Annotated in this window: 18 protein-coding genes; 6 read left to right on the plus strand and 12 right to left on the minus strand. The window is 68.1% G+C overall.

Annotated features, from left to right (window positions below; all coding sequences use genetic code 11):
- Positions 1–447 (plus strand): integrase core domain-containing protein (locus AB0F10_RS37600; RefSeq protein ID WP_360636657.1); only part of this gene is annotated, 447 nt, incomplete at its 5' end.
- Between the two features lie 298 nt (positions 448–745).
- On the opposite strand, the gene AB0F10_RS37605 is transcribed toward AB0F10_RS37600, so the two are convergent.
- The 3 genes from AB0F10_RS37605 to AB0F10_RS37615 all read right to left on the minus strand — a co-directional run bounded on the left by AB0F10_RS37605 (position 746) and on the right by AB0F10_RS37615 (position 3,611).
- A complete protein-coding gene (locus tag AB0F10_RS37605) occupies positions 746–1,714 on the minus strand; it encodes an alpha/beta hydrolase (protein ID WP_360636660.1) in 969 nt (322 codons plus the stop codon).
- Positions 1,715–2,091: 377 nt separating this feature from the next.
- The gene (locus AB0F10_RS37610; protein ID WP_360636707.1) at positions 2,092–2,952 is read right to left on the minus strand and encodes a hypothetical protein; all 861 of its coding nucleotides are present in this window, start codon (positions 2,950–2,952) and stop codon (positions 2,092–2,094) included.
- Between the two features lie 29 nt (positions 2,953–2,981).
- On the minus strand, positions 2,982–3,611 hold the full coding sequence (locus tag AB0F10_RS37615; protein WP_360636663.1) for a LysE family translocator: 630 nt from the start codon (positions 3,609–3,611) through the stop codon (positions 2,982–2,984).
- Positions 3,612–3,680: 69 nt separating this feature from the next.
- Between AB0F10_RS37615 and AB0F10_RS37620 the strand changes: the two genes are divergently transcribed.
- Positions 3,681–4,586, plus strand: a complete 906-nt coding sequence (locus tag AB0F10_RS37620) for a LysR substrate-binding domain-containing protein (RefSeq protein ID WP_360636666.1) — start codon at positions 3,681–3,683, stop codon at positions 4,584–4,586.
- A 48-nt stretch (positions 4,587–4,634) separates the two neighbouring features.
- Here the strand turns inward: AB0F10_RS37620 and AB0F10_RS37625 are convergent, their stop codons facing one another.
- The 7 genes from AB0F10_RS37625 to AB0F10_RS37655 all read right to left on the minus strand — a co-directional run bounded on the left by AB0F10_RS37625 (position 4,635) and on the right by AB0F10_RS37655 (position 9,721).
- Positions 4,635–5,555, minus strand: a complete 921-nt coding sequence (locus AB0F10_RS37625; protein WP_360636669.1) for an ornithine cyclodeaminase family protein — start codon at positions 5,553–5,555, stop codon at positions 4,635–4,637.
- The gene (locus AB0F10_RS37630) at positions 5,552–6,175 is read right to left on the minus strand and encodes a GNAT family protein (RefSeq protein WP_360636672.1); all 624 of its coding nucleotides are present in this window, start codon (positions 6,173–6,175) and stop codon (positions 5,552–5,554) included. The genes AB0F10_RS37625 and AB0F10_RS37630 overlap by 4 nt, the downstream gene beginning before the upstream one ends.
- Positions 6,176–6,204: 29 nt before the next feature.
- A complete protein-coding gene (locus AB0F10_RS37635; RefSeq protein WP_360636675.1) occupies positions 6,205–7,377 on the minus strand; it encodes an aspartate-semialdehyde dehydrogenase in 1,173 nt (390 codons plus the stop codon).
- Positions 7,378–7,482: 105 nt separating this feature from the next.
- Positions 7,483–7,875 (minus strand): hypothetical protein, encoded by a 393-nt coding sequence (locus AB0F10_RS37640; protein WP_360636678.1) that lies wholly within the window; start codon positions 7,873–7,875, stop codon positions 7,483–7,485.
- A gap of 214 nt (positions 7,876–8,089) precedes the next feature.
- Positions 8,090–8,575: a GNAT family N-acetyltransferase gene (locus AB0F10_RS37645; protein WP_360636680.1), complete on the minus strand. Its 486-nt coding sequence runs from the start codon at positions 8,573–8,575 to the stop codon at positions 8,090–8,092.
- A 159-nt stretch (positions 8,576–8,734) separates the two neighbouring features.
- Positions 8,735–9,067, minus strand: a complete 333-nt coding sequence (locus AB0F10_RS37650) for a MarR family winged helix-turn-helix transcriptional regulator (RefSeq protein ID WP_360636683.1) — start codon at positions 9,065–9,067, stop codon at positions 8,735–8,737.
- A 192-nt stretch (positions 9,068–9,259) separates the two neighbouring features.
- Positions 9,260–9,721: an Lrp/AsnC family transcriptional regulator gene (locus tag AB0F10_RS37655; RefSeq protein ID WP_360636686.1), complete on the minus strand. Its 462-nt coding sequence runs from the start codon at positions 9,719–9,721 to the stop codon at positions 9,260–9,262.
- Positions 9,722–9,941: 220 nt separating this feature from the next.
- Here AB0F10_RS37655 and AB0F10_RS37660 point away from each other — a divergent pair, with 220 nt between their 5' ends.
- Entirely contained in the window at positions 9,942–10,658 is a 717-nt protein-coding gene (locus tag AB0F10_RS37660; RefSeq protein ID WP_360636689.1) for a class I SAM-dependent methyltransferase, read from the plus strand.
- A gap of 149 nt (positions 10,659–10,807) precedes the next feature.
- Here the strand turns inward: AB0F10_RS37660 and AB0F10_RS37665 are convergent, their stop codons facing one another.
- Positions 10,808–11,083 carry an amino acid permease C-terminal domain-containing protein gene (locus AB0F10_RS37665; protein ID WP_360636692.1) on the minus strand — a complete coding sequence of 92 codons (276 nt, stop codon included), beginning with the start codon at positions 11,081–11,083 and terminating at the stop codon, positions 10,808–10,810.
- A gap of 52 nt (positions 11,084–11,135) precedes the next feature.
- Between AB0F10_RS37665 and AB0F10_RS37670 the strand changes: the two genes are divergently transcribed.
- Positions 11,136–11,411 carry a hypothetical protein gene (locus tag AB0F10_RS37670; protein WP_360636695.1) on the plus strand — a complete coding sequence of 92 codons (276 nt, stop codon included), beginning with the start codon at positions 11,136–11,138 and terminating at the stop codon, positions 11,409–11,411.
- Positions 11,412–12,197: 786 nt separating this feature from the next.
- Here the strand turns inward: AB0F10_RS37670 and AB0F10_RS37675 are convergent.
- A complete protein-coding gene (locus AB0F10_RS37675; protein ID WP_360636698.1) occupies positions 12,198–12,767 on the minus strand; it encodes a helix-turn-helix domain-containing protein in 570 nt (189 codons plus the stop codon).
- A gap of 85 nt (positions 12,768–12,852) precedes the next feature.
- Between AB0F10_RS37675 and AB0F10_RS37680 the strand changes: the two genes are divergently transcribed.
- Both AB0F10_RS37680 and AB0F10_RS37685 read left to right on the plus strand, forming a co-directional pair.
- On the plus strand, positions 12,853–13,785 hold the full coding sequence (locus AB0F10_RS37680; RefSeq protein WP_360636701.1) for an SDR family NAD(P)-dependent oxidoreductase: 933 nt from the start codon (positions 12,853–12,855) through the stop codon (positions 13,783–13,785).
- A 209-nt stretch (positions 13,786–13,994) separates the two neighbouring features.
- Entirely contained in the window at positions 13,995–14,699 is a 705-nt protein-coding gene (locus AB0F10_RS37685) for a tyrosine-type recombinase/integrase (protein WP_360636704.1), read from the plus strand.
- Positions 14,700–15,786: the final 1,087 nt, after the last annotated feature.

Here is a 15,786-nt window from a genome sequence, read left to right on the forward strand (position 1 = left end):
CCGACCGCCGTTTGGGTGACCCAGACCGCCCGCAACTTGGTCCTGGACCTCGAAGACACCGGCTGCCAGGTGAAGTACCTGATCCGCGATCGTGAGGGCAGGTACCCGGCCCTGTTCGACACGATCCTCGCCGACGCCGTCATTGCCGTGGTGCTCAGCGGCGTCCGCATGCCTCGGATGAACTCGATCATGGAACGGTGGATCCGGGCCTGCCGCTATGAGCTGCTCGACCGGACCCTGATCTTCAACCGGGCCCATCTGCTGCATGCCCTGCGCGAGTATGAACGCCACCACAACGAACACCGGCCGCACCGAGGCATCGCGAACGCCCGGCCACTGCGAGCATTACCCGACCCGACTACCGAGCCAGCAGCCCTCGCGCGTCTACGCATCCGCCGACACGATCGGCTCGGCGGACTCCTCCACGAATACGAGCATGCCGCTTGACCAGCACGGATGGCATTATCGGCACCCGCAGGGTTCCCCGTGAGTTGGTCTCATCTAGTGCCGGCCTTGAGTCGCTGCCAGCCCGTGACCAGGCGGGCGCCGTTGTCGCGCAAGGCCCGAGACAGACCGCTGACCCCCGTCAGGGCGACGCGATGCCGGCGGTCCTGTCGGCGTAGGTGTGCCAAGGGGTTGAAGCTGCCGGAGCGCAATCGTCCGGAGCGCGAGATCGTCGAGGATCAGCAGGAGGCCGCTTACACCGCTGCTCCGGAGCCTGGCTGACATCGGAGTGGGGACACGTTCAGCCGAGAGCGGCGACCATCTTTTCGATCTCGTCGACGACGAGCTGGGGCTTGTCCTGCGGGATCTCATGTGAGCTTCCCGTGGCGGTGATGAGTGTGCGCCCAGGGCCGGCCGAGACGAACGCGGCCGCCGCGTCGCGCCAGTGCTGGGCGTCCTGCGGAGATCCGTCGAACGGCGTCTTCTCGGACGCGATGTAGGTGACTGGGACGCTGTCTGGCCAGGAGACCTTGTGGTACGCCTGATGGGTGGGACCGAAGTTCTCGGACGTGGCGATCAGCTGCCGGTTCGCTTGTGTCGAGGGCTGCTTCTTGAGCGTTTCAATGTGCGGCGCGGTGACCGCGACGAGGCGCTGTATTTCCGTATCGGTGAAGAACTGCGGCACGTTGGCGTCGACGAGGACCTCCCCGGACAGCACGCCCGGGTTGGCGCGGGCGAAGTAGGTGGCAACCTCCCCTGCCTGCGAGTGGGACACGAGGATCACGTTGTGGGTGACGCCGAGCTCGCGCAGACCGGTCTGCAGGTCAGAGGCGGCGGCTCGGCCATCCCAGGGGCTCTTCACCTCGTCACTGTTGCCCAGCCCGGCCCGGTCGTAGGTGATGATCTGCGACCCGGTCGCCTTCGACAGCTGCGGGACGATGTCTTTCCACTGGGTGTGATCCTCGCCGCCACCGGAGTCCAACACGATGGCCGGTGAGTGCCCGGGGGTGAGGTAGAACGCGAAGCGGTGCCCGTTGTTGGTGATCATGTGCTGACCCGCCGTGGGGGCCGGGTTTGCCGGCCCGGCTTCGGTGGTCGAGGCAGCAGGAGCCGGAGCCGCTGGGCCGGTCGCGTGCGATGTTCTCGGCGCTGACGAATCACCGCACCCGGAGACCGCGCCGAGCACGGCGACCGGTAGGACAAGGGCGAGGACTGCCCGGCGGAGCCGAGACACTGCCTGAGTGGTGCTGAGATCGTTCTGCAGGTTCATGGAGATCATGTTTCGCGTTCTCTCGAGCCCGTTCGATCCTGCTGACACCCTCTTCGAGTGGGGGGCCAGCCCTACCGTTGCCACGAGCGGGCCAGAACCGACCCGGGAACTGTTGGCCAGGATGGTGTGAGTCGCCTGCGCGGTATCCGGATTCGGCAGTCCGGGCGTGCCGGCGACGCCCAGCATGTCACCCGCGGTAGTCGGAGTTATGGATCGCCCGGGCTACCCGCATGCAGGCACATCGACGGTGAGCATGCTGGGTAACCGAAGGCCGGTCCATGCGTCGGTCTCGGCGAGAGGGCCTGGCGCGGTCGAGGCGGAACGCACGTTCAAGCTCCCGACTACGTCGGTCACCTCGCCTGACGCGTGAGACCGCGTCAGGGACGGCCGTTGATGCCGGCCCTGGCGCTGGGGGCGAGGGGGTTGGTGGCGGTGAGATCGCGGGGCGTCAGGTCGAAGCCCTGCCAGTGGGTGCGCATGGGGCTCTGGTCCTCGTCGCGGGGGACGTGGTGGAAGCCGACCCGCACCCACATGATCGGGTCGGTCAGCTGCTCGCCGTCGGTGTAGTCGAGGATGGAACGCCCCGGGCATTCCGGGTCCAGGTTGAAGGTGGCGAACCTCTCGCATGCCCGGCTCTGGGTGAAGGACACGTCGGGGACGGTCTCCGGGCGGCTCTCGTAGACCGTTTCGGCGCCGAGGGTCAGCTCGTAGGAGCGCGGGTGATCGTCCGCGTTGACAGACGGGCTGACCAGGCGCCACCAGCGGCGGTTGGCCGTGGCCGGGTTCGCCTCCGTGGTGATCGGGGTGCGGGTGGACTCCAGGATCGCGGAGCGGCGGCCCCTCGCACCGGTAGGGGCGCTGTCGAATTGTTCGACCCGTTCGCCGCCTTGGCCGGCCAGGTTGGTGTCGACCCGCCAGATCGCGTTGTGGTGGTGGCTGGTGGCATGGTCCTGCGCGCCCTCGCCGATCGGCCAGCCCGCCTTCGGAATCGTGTAGTCGCCGGGTGAGAGGTCGCCAGTGGCGCCGAGGCGGGCGGTGATGCGGCCGTCGTCACCGAAGCGGTACTCCGTGAGGTACTCGGTCCTCCGCCGGCGAGTACATCCGCAGCTACGACACCGAGGACGACGCGCTCGGCCACCAGCGGACCGGCTTCGTCTGGACCGGCGCGCAGGCGGCCGGCCGGACCGACGGTGGTCTGTCTGCCGTCGGTCCGGCCGCGGTAGTGAGGGTTTCTCCATCACGACCATGACGATGTGTCCGGGCGGCCCTACTGCTGCACTGCGAGTCGAAGGCCGAGGGCGATGAGAATGCCGCCGGTGGCGGTGTCGATGCGCCGCCGCAGTCTGCGGCTGTGTCTCAGCCAGTGTCCGATGCGGCCGGCGAGGACGCCGACGCCGCCGTCGATCAGGAACTCCAGGACGATCAGGATCGCGCCGAGTGCCGTGAACTGCACCCACAAGGAGCCTAGGGCTGGATCGACGAACTGCGGCAGGAACGCCAGGGAGAAGGCGATCATCTTCGGGTTGGACAGGTTGGTCAGGAACCCGGTGAGGTACGCGCGGCGACCCGAGATGGTCGCCTCGTCGCCCGCGACCGCGACGAGATCGCCGCGCTGGCGGATCATCTGAACGCCCAGGTAGGCGAGGTAGACGGCGCCGGCGACGCGCAGCGCGGTGAACGCCGCGGGCACCGCGGTGAACAGGGCGCTGAGCCCGGCGGCGGCGACCAGGACGTGGATCACCTCGCTGGTGGCGATCCCGGCCGTGGCGAGCAGACCGGCGCGCGGGCCGCCGCGCATGCCCGAGCTCAGCACGAACAGCATGTCCGGGCCAGGAGCGAGGGTGGCGACGATCGTGGTGGCGGTGAAGGCGGCGAGCAGATGCGGATCGAGGGGCACCGGGCCAGGCTGCCTGATCACTCGTTCACGAACAATGCATGCTCGCATCGCTGAGCATAAGGTTGGCTTGTGCTCGATCCACACCGTCTGGCCCTGCTGCATGATGTCGCGGTCACCGGAACCATCGCCGGCGCCGCTGCCCGAGCGGGCTGCACCGCGGCTGCGGCCTCGCAGCAACTGTCCTCGCTCGAGCGTGACCTCGGCGCCGCGCTGCTCGAACGCTCGGCGCGCAGCGTCCGGCTCACCGAGGCCGGCCGCGTGCTCGCCGAGCATGCCGAACCGGTGCTGGCCTCGCTCACCGAGGCCGAGCGCGCGGTACGCGACGTGGCCGGGCTGCGCGGCGGCACGATACGGGTGGCCGCGTTCGCCACCGCCGGCACGAGCTTCGTCATCCCGGCCCTGGCGGCCTTCCGCCGCCGATACCCCGACATCGACCTGCGGTTCACCGAGTTGGAGTCCGCAGAGGCGCTGCCCCTGGTCCGCGCCGGCGAGATCGATCTGGCCGTCACCCACGACTACGCGCCACTGTCTCGGCCGAATCTGCGAGGGCTCGCCCAGCGGCCGCTCTACCGCGAGCCGTTGCTGCTGGCCGTACCCCGCCGCCTGTTGCCCACCGAGAGGGAGCCGGTCTCCCTGGCCGACTTCGCCGACGCGGGCTGGGTGGCCGCGCTGACGAGCACCGGTTTCCAGGCGGTGGTGGAGCCGGCCTGCCGGGCCGCCGGCTTCGAGCCGCGGATCAGCGGACGCGTGCACAGCTACCCGATGGTGCTCGCCATGGTCGCCGCCGGCTTCGGGGTGTCCCTCGTGCCCCAGCTCGCCGCCGGCGCCCAGCGTGGTCTCGGCTACCTGCCGGTCGGTCAGCCGCAAGGGCTGGCCCGGCAGATCCACGCCACCACCCGCGTCGGCGGCCGGTCCACCGCCGTACAGCGGCTGCTGCGCTGTATCACCGAGGCCCTGACCTCGAAGACGAGCTGACCAGCAGAGAAGGCGTGGCGCGTAACAGTCGGAAGCATGGATCTGGAGTCAGGCAAGGAGATCGATGACGGTCAGGCTGGAACGTGCCGCGCGTGTATAGAGCGCCCACGTGAGCGCGAGATCTTGCCAGGGAAGCCCGACGGGCGCATAAACCGTGACAGTGTCTCCGGACTGGCGGGCCGCGAGCGTGCCGCGCAGAGCCTCGGACATGGTACCGGCGGCCGCGTTGCCGTCGAGGCCGGCATTGGCCAGCGCGCCGGCCGTCGTGGCGAGGTCGAGGTCGTCGACGATCACGCGTGCTGCGCGCAGCAGGTCCGCGGAGAGCTCGATCTTGCCGGGTTCGTCCGCGCCGAGCGTCGTCAGGTGTTGTCCAGGTCGTACGTCGGCGGCATCGAGCAGGGGTTGCCGGGACCAGGTGGCGAGGATGACGACGTCGGCCTCGGCGGACACTTCACGGGCGTCGCCGACGACGTGTGAGGTCAGCGCCGCCGCCCGTGCCGGATCCAGGTCGCAGGCGACAAGCCGGCGCCATTCGCGCAGGTGCCGAAGGCCGGCCAGAGTCTTGGCGGCCTGTGCGCCGGCTCCCACTATGCCGAGCGAGTCGGCGCCGGGCGCGGCCAGCGCATGGGTGCCCAAGGCGGCGGACAGGCCGGTGCGCCACGCGGTGATGGCGGAGGAGTCGGCGAGCGCGAGCAACTCTCCGGACCGAAGGTCGTGCAGGCACACGACCCCGCGCAGTGCCGGCGTGGCGCCGGGGAACTTGGCGTTCACCTTCACGGTGTAGGCGTCTATGCCCGGCAGGAGTCCCGGCATCAGGCAGGTCGCGGTGCCCGGACCGGGCAGGTCGGTGCGGATACGCATCGGCGGCTGCCGCGCGGCCGGTGCCAGGAAGCCCTCCCGCAGAATCTCCAGTATCTGGCGCACCTCCACGAGGCCGTCGATCTGTGAACGGGTCAGGACGACGGTCACCGCGACGTCCTCGGTGCGGAGGTGGAGTAATCGTGCAGACGGCGCTCGAGGCCATCCTTGACCCGCGGCCAGTCGTCGTCGGTGATCGCATAGATCACGGTGTCACGCCATGACCCGTCGGCCCGCCGGCGATGCTTGCGCAACGTGCCTTCGCGGGTCGCGCCGAGTCGCTCGATGGCCGCCTGTGCCCGCTGGTTGCGGATATCGGTAACCAGCATCACCCGGACCGCGGCGAGTCTCTCGAACGCGAAGGTGAGCATGAGTTGTTTCGCTTCGGCGTTCGCGCCCGTGCCCCACCACGGCCGTCCGAGCCAGGTGTAGCCGATCGTCAAGGTACGCAGAACGGGATCAGGATCCGCGAAGGAGGTCGTGCCCGCGAACCGGCCGGTCGCCGTATCGATCTGGGCGTACGGGAGCCGAACCCCGCGGGCACGCGCGGCCAGGGCGGCGATCACGTGCAGGCGGGCATCCTCCTCGGTGGCCGGCCTCGCGAGAGCCCCTCCGGGCGGACTCTGCCACCGGAAGATCTCGGCCGCGTCCTCGTCGCTGCCTGCTGCCGCGAGATAACCGCCGGCCTGCTCGTACCGCAGGGGCTCGAGCCGGATCCGGCTGCCGGTCAACGTCGGCATCGCGTACCAGAGATCATCGATCACCGCGGCATCATCGCAGCGCCGAGACCATCTCGCCGCCCCTTGTCGACCGGGCCGGTCAGCGCACCATCAAGGGCAGGCTCGACGCACAACCTTCGGCCGGATCCTTGTTTCCTGATCTGGCACGCCGTCACGTTCGGTAGCGAGCGCTCCGCGGTAGAAGCGACCAGTTCTGCGAGTTGTATCGCGTTGAGGGCTGCGCCCTTGCGCAGGTTGTCGGAGGAACAGAACAGCGCGATGGCGTTCTCGGCGGTTTCATCTGTGCGGATGCGGCCGACGTAGGTCGCGTCGCGGCCGGCGGCCTGCAATGACGTGGGGATCTCCGTCAGGGTGACACCGGGGGCGCCGGCCAGCAGCCGGTGGACGTCCGCCGTGACGATGGGGCGTTCGAAGCGGGCGTGCACCTGGATCGAGTGGCCGGTGAAGACAGGGACACGAACGCATGTCCCGGAGACCTTGAGGTCCGCGATGCCGAGGATCTTGCGGCTCTCGTGGCGCAGTTTCTGTTCCTCCTCGGTCTCGCCGAGCCCGTCCTCAACCATCGCGCCGGCCAGCGGGAGCACGTTGAACGCGATGGGCCGGGCGAAGGTGGCGGAAGGACCGAGATCGACCGAGGAACCCCGGTGTACGAGGTCGTCGACGTGTTCGAGGGCGAGCGCGGTTTGGGCTTTGAGTTCGCCGATGGCGCCCAGCCCGGCCCCGGAGACCGACTGGTACGTCGTCGCTACCAGGGCGGTAAGCCGCGCCCAATCGTGCAGTGGTTTGAGCACCGGCATGATCGCCATGGTGGTGCAGTTCGGATTCGCGATGATGCCCCTGGGCCGGCGGGCGAGAGCTTCCGGGTTGACCTCGGCGACCACGAGGGGGACGTCGGGGTCCCGGCGCCAGGCGGAGGAGTTGTCGATGACGACCGCACCCGCGGCCGCGACCTTCTCACAGAGCTCGCGCGACGTGTCGGCACCTGCCGAGAAGATGACGATGTCCAAGTCGGTCCAGTCCGCGGTGCTCGCGTCCTCGACTGCGACCTCGCGGCCGCCCCATGACAGTGTCCTGCCCGCCGACCGCGCGGAGGCGAAGAGCCGTAACCGCCGAATCGGGAAGGCACGTTCGGCGAGAAGGGCGAGCATGACCGTGCCGACGTTGCCGGTCGCGCCGACGATCCCGAGCCTCATCCCGTCTTGCTGCGTAACGCCGGGCACTGTGCGTCCTTTCGACGATATTGAGTGATGCGATTGCTGAACGATCGGCCGCGGCGAAACCTCGGATGTGTGGCTTGATCAGGCTGAGGCGAGCCCGGCGTGACCGGCCGCCGCCATGATCGGGTGCCAGCGGGTGGCATCGAAGATCAACGCGATCGATTCGATGCGGTCGTCGCGCAGCCGGAAGTGTTCGGCGGTGCGTTGAGTTCCGACCGACGTGGCGGTGTGTACGTCGTAGACGAGGGTGGCCTCGGACTCGCCGTACAGCTCACTGATCATGTCGACGCCGGTGACCACCTGTAGGAAGCCGGAGAGCCCGGCCAGGTGGCCGGCGGCATCGTCGGAGCTGATCAGTGGGCTTTGGAAGGTGAACGTGTCGGCGAGCTGGACGGCCGCGGCGGCAACGTCACCGCCGAACCTGGCCTGGTGGTACGCCTGGACTGCTTGCCGGGTGCGGGCGGTTGCACTCATCCTTGAATCTGCTCCTCTGGACAGCGGGTCTGTTACTGCTGGTCTTCCGCGACGTGGAGGTAGAGGTGTCGCAGCGGCGCCGGGGCGCTCCAGATCGAGGTTGTCCAGCATGAGGCGATGCTAGAACGACTACGAGTGGCGGCGATGGACGATTTCACCGCCCCTACGCAAGATTCTTGCGTGCCCGCTTTGGGCTCTGCCGGTGACGGTGATCTCAGGCGGTGCCGGTGATGTGGAGACGCATCGCAGGGTCGGCCGTTCGCTCGAAGCCGAGAGACCGATAGAGCGGTTCAGCCGGTGGGGTGGCGCGGAGATCGACGGTGGCGATGCCGTGATCTCGATACCAGGCGAGAAGGGCCGTGGTGCACCAGCGGGAGTAACCGCGGCGGCGGTGGGCGGGGTCGGTCGCGACGTTGAAGACGTACCCGGTCAGTCCGTCGGGATTGCCTGGTCCACCGAGCCGTTCTTCGACCGTGCCCACGGCGCAGGCGGCGAGCCTGCTCGGGGCGTCCGGCTGTGCCACGACGAAGGCGACGAGAGTCGGCTCGGGTGCGAGCAGGCGCTTCTCGAGTGTCATCTGCGCCTGCTGTTGCCACCCACCGTCCGCTGGCAGATGGTCATGCATGGCGGCGATCAGGATGCCGCGGAGTCGGACCAGTTCCGCAGCGTCGGCGGCCGTTGCTCTGCGGACGTTGATCATCGGTCGATGATACGGAGCACCGCTTCGGTCGCGATGGATGCGCCTGCCTGACAGGTCATGGGAAGCATGGGCGTGGCCCGCGGCCGGAGTGGACATTCGGATTCGGCGTTGGCATGTTCCTGCCGGCCGCCAACGAGATCGCGAGACCGGCGAGCCGATTCAGGCATGAGGCCGCGCGGCGGCGAATACCTTGAGCAACAACCCGTGGAGCTGAGCTCGTTCCGCGGGAGTGAGGCCGCTGAGCAGGTTGTCGTCGACCGCCGCGGCTTCTTCCAGCAACCGCGCCAGCAGTGCGCGCCCGCTCGCCGTGATGGTGACCAGCACGCGTCGACGGTCGGCGTCGTCGCGGGTCCGCCCGACGTGGTCCGGGCCCGCGAGCTGGTCGATCACCTTGGCCATGTCGCTGGGGTCGACGCTCAGGCGGTTGCTCAGGTCGCGCTGGGCGTGCGGGCCGAAGTCAGCGAGAACGGCGAGGACCGACATGTGCCACATCCGGAGGCCGAGCGCGGCGAGGTGTTCGGCGCCGCGGTCCCGGCGGCCAAGGGCTGCTGTCGATATGCGACACGCGGATGATGGCGGCCGACCGGCCGGAATGGGGGCCGAATCTGCGCACTGCCCATCTGAGGGACCCGCAGGGCAGCCTGATCGAGTTGCAGTCCTACTGAGCGGACCCGGTGCAGACCCTCAGCCGTTGCCTGCTTCCACGCCGTAGGCGGGCATGGTCTCATACCTGCGTACCGCCGGGTTGGTCAGGAACAGTCGCTCGGCCACCTGCCCGTACGCGTCGAAGTCGGCGGTCAGCAGCACCACCACGAAATCCCACTGGCCGGCAACGTGGTAACAATGCTGCACCGCGGGTTCGCTGCGCAGAGATTCCCGGAAGGTGGCGTAGTTCGGGGCGGTGTCGCTCTCCAGTTCCACGAGGACCAACGTGGTCATCGCGAGCCCGAGCGCCCGCGAGTCGAGTACCGCGACCTGTGCCTTGATCACGCCGGCGGCCCGCAACCGGGCCAGCCGACGCTGCACGGCACTGGGTGACAAGCCGACCAGGTCGCCGATTTCGTGCAGCGGCTTGGCGGCGTCAACGCGAACCAGATCCAGCAGCCGGTGATCGGTGCGGTCGAGCGGAGGGAAGGTAGATGACACGCAAGAACCTTGCGCGACAGCGGCAAGATCGTCAATCGGTGCCTTCCGGCCGCTGATCCAGGATCGGCCGGGGGATTGGGCGTATCGTCGTTGAGTCCGGTGACGCCGTGGTGGTGGTTGTTCACGGCCAGCCGGCGGTCCGAACTCACGTTGAAGGGTGGCGCGATCGATGCTTGACGCCGGTAACGACCTAGCGGTCAATCGTGCCCTGTGGACCACGGTGAACGAGCAGTTCACCGACGCGCGTGCGCATGTGGCTTGGGCGGCCGAGGACTTCACCTGGGGGCTCTTCGACAACGCGGAGAGTCGGGTGGGCGCGCTCGGTGACGTCGCCGGGCTGGACGTCATCGAACTCGGCTGCGGCACCGCCTATGTCTCCGCCTGGCTCGCCAGGCTCGGCGCGCGACCGGTCGGCGTCGACCTGACGGCCGCGCAGTTGGAGACCGCCCGCCGCTGCCAGGAGGAGTTCGGTCTGCCTTTCCCGCTGATCGAGGCCAATGCCGAGGATGTTCCGCTGCCGGACGACTCCTTCGATCTGGCCGTCAGCGAGTACGGCGCGTGCGTCTGGTGCGACCCCGCGCGCTGGATCCCCGAGGCGGCACGGCTGCTCAGGCCCGGTGGGCGGCTCGTGTTCCTGACCAACAGCGCTTTGGTGACGCTGTGTGTCCCCGAGGAGGGCGGGCATGCGGGGGACCGGCTGTTGAGACCGCAGAAGGGCACGTCCCGGGTGCAGTGGCCCGGCGGTGGGGTCGAGTTCCATCCCAGCCATGGTGAATGGATCCGGATCCTGCGCGCGAGCGGATTCGTCGTCGAGGCCCTCCACGAGCTGTACGCCGACGACGAAGCGAAGACCCCCGAGTACTACGACATCGCCACGGCGCAGTGGGCGGGGCAATGGCCGGCCGAGGATCTGTGGACCGCGCGGCTGGCCCATTGACCGTGCTGTCGCCGCGCCCGTGTCGGCTTTCGTCGATCCGCCTGATCCCGAACGGGCCGAGGACAACGCCTTCGATCACGTGCTTTTCGTCAATCTGCGCGGCGTCCCTGGAGTTGCAACCCGCCCGGCGGCTGATCCCTCGGCCGTTCTCAACGGAAGGCCGAAAACTGTGGGTACCGAGCCTCCGTGTTCCCGTACGGAATGGAAAGCCCGGACCGCCGCCCTGCGCAAGCGGATCGCCGGCCTGAGGCCCGCGTCTCAGGCTCCGGCTGCCCCTCGCGCAGCTTGGAATGGTGGCGGCTGTAGGAGAAGTAGATGATCATGCCGATGATGAACCACACCGCGAAGCGCAGCCAGGTGGTCGGGGTGAGGAACGTGATCAGCCAGATCGAGAAGATTACGCCGGGGGCCGGTATCACCGGCATGCCCGGCAGCTGACACCTGGGCGTGGGTTCCGTCGTGGATCGTCATGGATTTATGATCTCCGATTCGGATCTTCGCCAGAACTATGTTCTGGCAGAGAAGCTAAAGGGTCGTTCTATTGACCGGTGTGCGGGTGTCGTCCGATGCGCTGGCCGCGTTCGTGGCTTCGCCGAGCACCTCATCAACCTCGAACGCGCCCTCACCGAGGCCGACGTCGCGTGGACGATCGCCGTGGAAGCCGAAGGACTGCCCATGACCCTGGACTTCGCTGCCCTGGGCGTCGGTTGGCCGTCGTCGCCGGATGCGTCCAACCCGCCCCCGGACTCGTAACCCGCCCCATCACCGACCTTCCCCCGTCACATTCCACGCGGTACATCGCCCCGGCGCTCTCGGCGACCCCCGCGTCGCCGACCTGCTCGCCCAGATCCGCGCTGACATCCCCGCCGAAGCCCGACCGCGCAGACAGACGACCCGCGCCGGGCAGTACCAACGCCGCCGTGCGTAGCCGCTCGTCGTCGAATCCGGCTCAGAGCGTGCCCAGTTCGGCGGCCGTTACTCGCTGCGGATGCAGCAGCCGCCAAGCCCCGGTACGCCGATTGATGTACAGGTGCGTCGCCTCGTACCGCGCTTCGCACTGCCACAGTCGGCCCTTGGCAGCCGTCCGTACGGTGAGCCACTCCACCTCAATCTGATGCTCGAATCGATGACTTACCAGCCGATACCAACCTCGATCTCATAGCTTTCACATTGGAGTTACTCACAGCGTTTGCGGAAGATAGAGGGGAAGTCATCCCTGCCAGCCTGACCCCTCCAAGCGGCCAACGGCAGTCGTTGCCTTCGACTGATGAACTCTCATGCCGGGCCGTCACCACCGTCCCGCAGCCCGGCGTTGGCGCGGCGAAGCCGCTCTAACAGCTCCACAGCCGGGCACGTTGGACACCGGACCTGATCAGTACCATCGGCATCGAACGATCAGACACAACGACCCGGCATCTTTCACTCTTAGCGGTCACCTTCCGTGACGTCGCCCCGTCACTTGAGATGCTGAACTGCCGATGATGCGTTCGATCATGCAGGTTAGACGCGGCCTCAAATACCGTCCGTAGCTGTCGGCGGCTACGGCTGTCCGGCGTGGATGCCGTCGAGCAGTACCCGCAGGTATCGATCGATTCGACTGGTCGGCTCGTCACCGATTCGCAGGGCGAGCGCGGTGCCGCACACCAGGTGGTGCAGGTCGTCGTCGGTGAGGTCGGGCCACAGGGAACCAGCCTGTCGCGCGCGCTCGAGCACGGAGCGGGCCGCCGCCCTGAATTCGGCACGATGAGCGGTTGTCTGCGCAGCAGCGTCTTGATCCGGACCGGTGGCGATCACTTCAGCGAACGCGGGATTGGTCAGTTGCCGCAGGAGCAGAGCGCGCAGCATTACCTCGACTCCGGTCCAGGCGTCATCGTGCCGGCTCGCGTTGCGCGCTTCCTCGATCAGCGTGGTGAAGGCGCTGTCGGCGAGCGCCTCGACGAGGGCCCGGCGGGTCGGGAAGTGCCGGTAGGCCGTCCCGACGCCCATCCGTGCCCGGCGGGCGATGTCGTTGAGCTGCAGAGCCAGGTCACCTTCGGCCATCGCCAGGCGGGCCGTGGCCAGCAGTTGGTCGCGGTTGCGGGCGGCGTCGGCGCGAAGCGGCGGAGTCACCACACCACTCTACCTAAGCGGATTGACAATCCGCTTCAACTGCTCTTGAATCGGATAAGTAATCCGCTTAGTGCTGGGAGAACTCATGCATCACACCGCAGACTGGACCCTTGCCGACCTCAACGACCAGGCCGGCCGCACCTTCGTTGTCACCGGCGCCAGCAGCGGCCTCGGCGTGGCGATCACCCGCCACCTCGCCGCACACGGCGGCCGAGTGATCATGGCGGTCCGTGACACCGCGAAGGGCGGGTACGTCCGTGCCCAGCTGATCGCTGACCACCCGACAGCCGATCTCCAGGTCCGTCACCTGGACCTGCTCGACCTCGACACCGTGCACGCATTCGCCGAGGGCCTGCGCACCGACGCTGTCACCGTCGACGCGCTGATCAACAACGGCGGCATCGGCAACGTGCCGCGCCGGCTCAGCCCGCAGGGCGTCGAGAGTCAGCTGGCTACCAACCACCTAGGCCACTTCGCCCTCACCGCCCTGCTGCTGGACCGGCTGAGCGCGGGACGCCACCCCGTCGTGGTCACCGTCGGCTCCGGCCTCTACCGCATCGGCCACCTCGACCCCGACGACTTCGCCGCCGAACGCGGATACTCACCCGGCCGCGCCTACGCCAGGTCCAAACTCGCCAACGTGCTGTTCGCCCTGGAACTCGACCGCCGGCTACGGGACGCCGGATCGCCAGTGCGCAGCCTGCTCGCCCATCCCGGTATGGCCAAGACCCAACTCGACCGCGAAGCACCCCCACTGGACCGGGCTGTCAGCAAGGTCCTGGGACTCGTCCTGCGCCGCCCCATCGACGAAGCCGTGACCCCGATCCTGTACGCCGCCACCGAAACCACCGCTGCCACCGGCCGCCACATCGGCCCAGGCGGTCCCTTCCGCCCCGCCCGGCCCACCTTCGAGAAACTCTCCGGCCCAGCCACCGATCCCGACCTCGCGCGACAACTGTGGTCACGCTCCGAGGCGCTCACCGGCCTCACCATCTCACCGGCATCGCACCATCGATGACACCGAAGACCCCAACGGAAACCGAAACCGACGCCGTAGTCAGCGTGCGCACATCTGCCGGTGCGGGTGAAGTCGCGGACGATCAGGGGCGGCGGTAGTCGGACGAGTCGAGGGGGATGACTACCTCAACAGCTCTACAGCCCAACCCGCCTACTCCTGACCCGCGTCTCCTGGCCGCGGCGGCCGCCGCGTACCGCGGTCAGTCCCGGATGCACACCGAATCCGACCTGCGCAGCTTCCTTCGCTGGTCGGCTGACCAACCGCTGGACCCGCTCGAAGCAGCGCGGACAGACATCGAACGCTACGTGCGCTGGCTACAGGACGTCCGCTGCTACCAGCCCTCAACGGTGTCCCGACGACTGTCCGCCGTGATCGGCTTCTACCGCGTCTGCGTCATCGACCAGATCCTGCCGCACTCACCAGCCGACTACGTCCGCCGGCCGCTCCTGCCACCCAGGTCACCCACCCTCGGCCTCAGCCATCTCCAGTTCGAGGCGATGATCACCGCAGCCAGGCTGTCGGCCAACATCAACGACTTCGCCCTGGTCGCGATGCTCGGCCTACTCGGACTGAGAATCTTCGAAGCCTGCGGCACCAACATCGCCGACCTCGGCGAAGAACACGGCCACCGCGTGCTGAAGGTCCGAGGCAAAGGCGGCAAGGTCGTTCTCGTACCGCTACCACCGGCAGTGGCCCGGGCGATCGACAGCGCCGTCGAGGGCCGCGACGACGGCCCGACCCTACGCAACGCCCGCGGCGCCCGCATGGACCGGCACGCACCAACCCGCCGGCTCAAGCACCTCGCCGAGACCGCGGAACTCCGGATCCCGAAGATGCACCCACACATGCTGCGGCACACCTTCGTCACCACCCATGAGATGGTCGACGCTCGTCGTCCGAAGGCACGCTCGTAGCCGATGAGAGTGCGCTGCACGGCCCAGGCGCCGAGTTCCGACGTTTGCCCGCCCTTGAACGCTGTTGTGCTGCACCATGCTGTTGTGAGGTCGACTGAGTGGGCTCGGGCGGCGCGCGAGTATCTGGTTCCAAACTACCCGGCGCATGGGGCCTCAGGAATGCCCTGCTCCACCAGCAGCCGATGGACTGGCTCCTCTGTTACGTGGTGATGCAGACACGGCCAGAGTCCCAGCGTTTCCAGCTATCGGCAGGCATCCAACTCCTGCGAACCTGCCGACTACTTGATTGCTGATCTTTTGGTTTTGTTTGCGACTTCCGGCACCCGATGTCGCTGAGTTTCGGCGCCAGCGAGATCTCAACGTTCTGGATGTTCGCGAGTTTGGACACCACCCCTCGTTTGGACCGGCTACGCCTGTCCTCGGAGAGCGCACCGCTCACGCAGGGTTACGGACGCGGAGGCGGGGTACGCGGCCGGTCCACCGGCTGGCCTCGTTCCACGACGCTCGGCACCGGGCCGCCGGCACGGCGTTCGGCACGCAGTTCGCCCGCGCGGATCACAGCCCGCCTCCACAGAGTCTGGATCTCCCGGAGGCGCTCACGCGGCAAGGCCACCCGGTTCCTCTCGGACATGTGCTGGAGCATCTGTTCGTACACGGCCCACTCCCGGCAGACCGACTTGCCGTTCAGGTAGCGCCACAAGGACGTGGTCCCCGGCATCGACAGCCCCGCCGAGAACGAAAAAGGCCTGGCGGACGCCCAGGCCTGGCTCTGCGGGCCGGACGGGATGAACTCCGCGTCGTGAGACGCCAGGCGGTGCACCGCGGTGGACGCGCGGGGCGCCCCCGTCTACCGGATCGACCCGTTCGCCGATCTTGTCGGGGTTTCTCGCAGAGAGCGCGGTTTCTCTGCGATGTCCGATGCTCTTGATCCGGGACGGCGTGAGCCCGCTCGGGGCCGGAACGGTGAGCCCGGCCCGGTTTGTGATCGACCTCTAAGCCCCTGGCGAGAACTCCTTCCCGTAACCCTCGGGTAGCCAGGGCGAGGTCCAGGGTGCCGCGGTGGTCAGGTTCTGGGTGTTGGTGCGGT

Origin of the sequence: Actinoplanes sp. NPDC026623, assembly GCF_040638275.1 — a bacterium.
Lineage (GTDB): Bacteria > Actinomycetota > Actinomycetes > Mycobacteriales > Micromonosporaceae > Actinoplanes.

Bases quoted from the DNA above. Each gene is read 5' to 3' on its own strand.
- AB0F10_RS37670 (WP_360636695.1), top strand. From the start codon at position 11,136: ATGATCTCCGATTCGGATCTTCGCCAGAACTATGTTCTGGCAGAGAAG.
- AB0F10_RS37605 (WP_360636660.1), bottom strand. From the start codon at position 1,714: ATGAACCTGCAGAACGATCTCAGCACCACTCAGGCAGTGTCTCGGCTC.
- AB0F10_RS37680 (WP_360636701.1), top strand. From the start codon at position 12,853: ATGCATCACACCGCAGACTGGACCCTTGCCGACCTCAACGACCAGGCC.
- AB0F10_RS37650 (WP_360636683.1), bottom strand. From the start codon at position 9,067: ATGTGGCACATGTCGGTCCTCGCCGTTCTCGCTGACTTCGGCCCGCAC.
- AB0F10_RS37645 (WP_360636680.1), bottom strand. From the start codon at position 8,575: ATGATCAACGTCCGCAGAGCAACGGCCGCCGACGCTGCGGAACTGGTC.
- AB0F10_RS37665 (WP_360636692.1), bottom strand. From the start codon at position 11,083: ATGCCGGTGATACCGGCCCCCGGCGTAATCTTCTCGATCTGGCTGATC.
- AB0F10_RS37610 (WP_360636707.1), bottom strand. From the start codon at position 2,952: ATGGAGAAACCCTCACTACCGCGGCCGGACCGACGGCAGACAGACCAC.
- AB0F10_RS37640 (WP_360636678.1), bottom strand. From the start codon at position 7,875: ATGAGTGCAACCGCCCGCACCCGGCAAGCAGTCCAGGCGTACCACCAG.
- AB0F10_RS37635 (WP_360636675.1), bottom strand. From the start codon at position 7,377: ATGAGGCTCGGGATCGTCGGCGCGACCGGCAACGTCGGCACGGTCATG.
- AB0F10_RS37685 (WP_360636704.1), top strand. From the start codon at position 13,995: ATGCACACCGAATCCGACCTGCGCAGCTTCCTTCGCTGGTCGGCTGAC.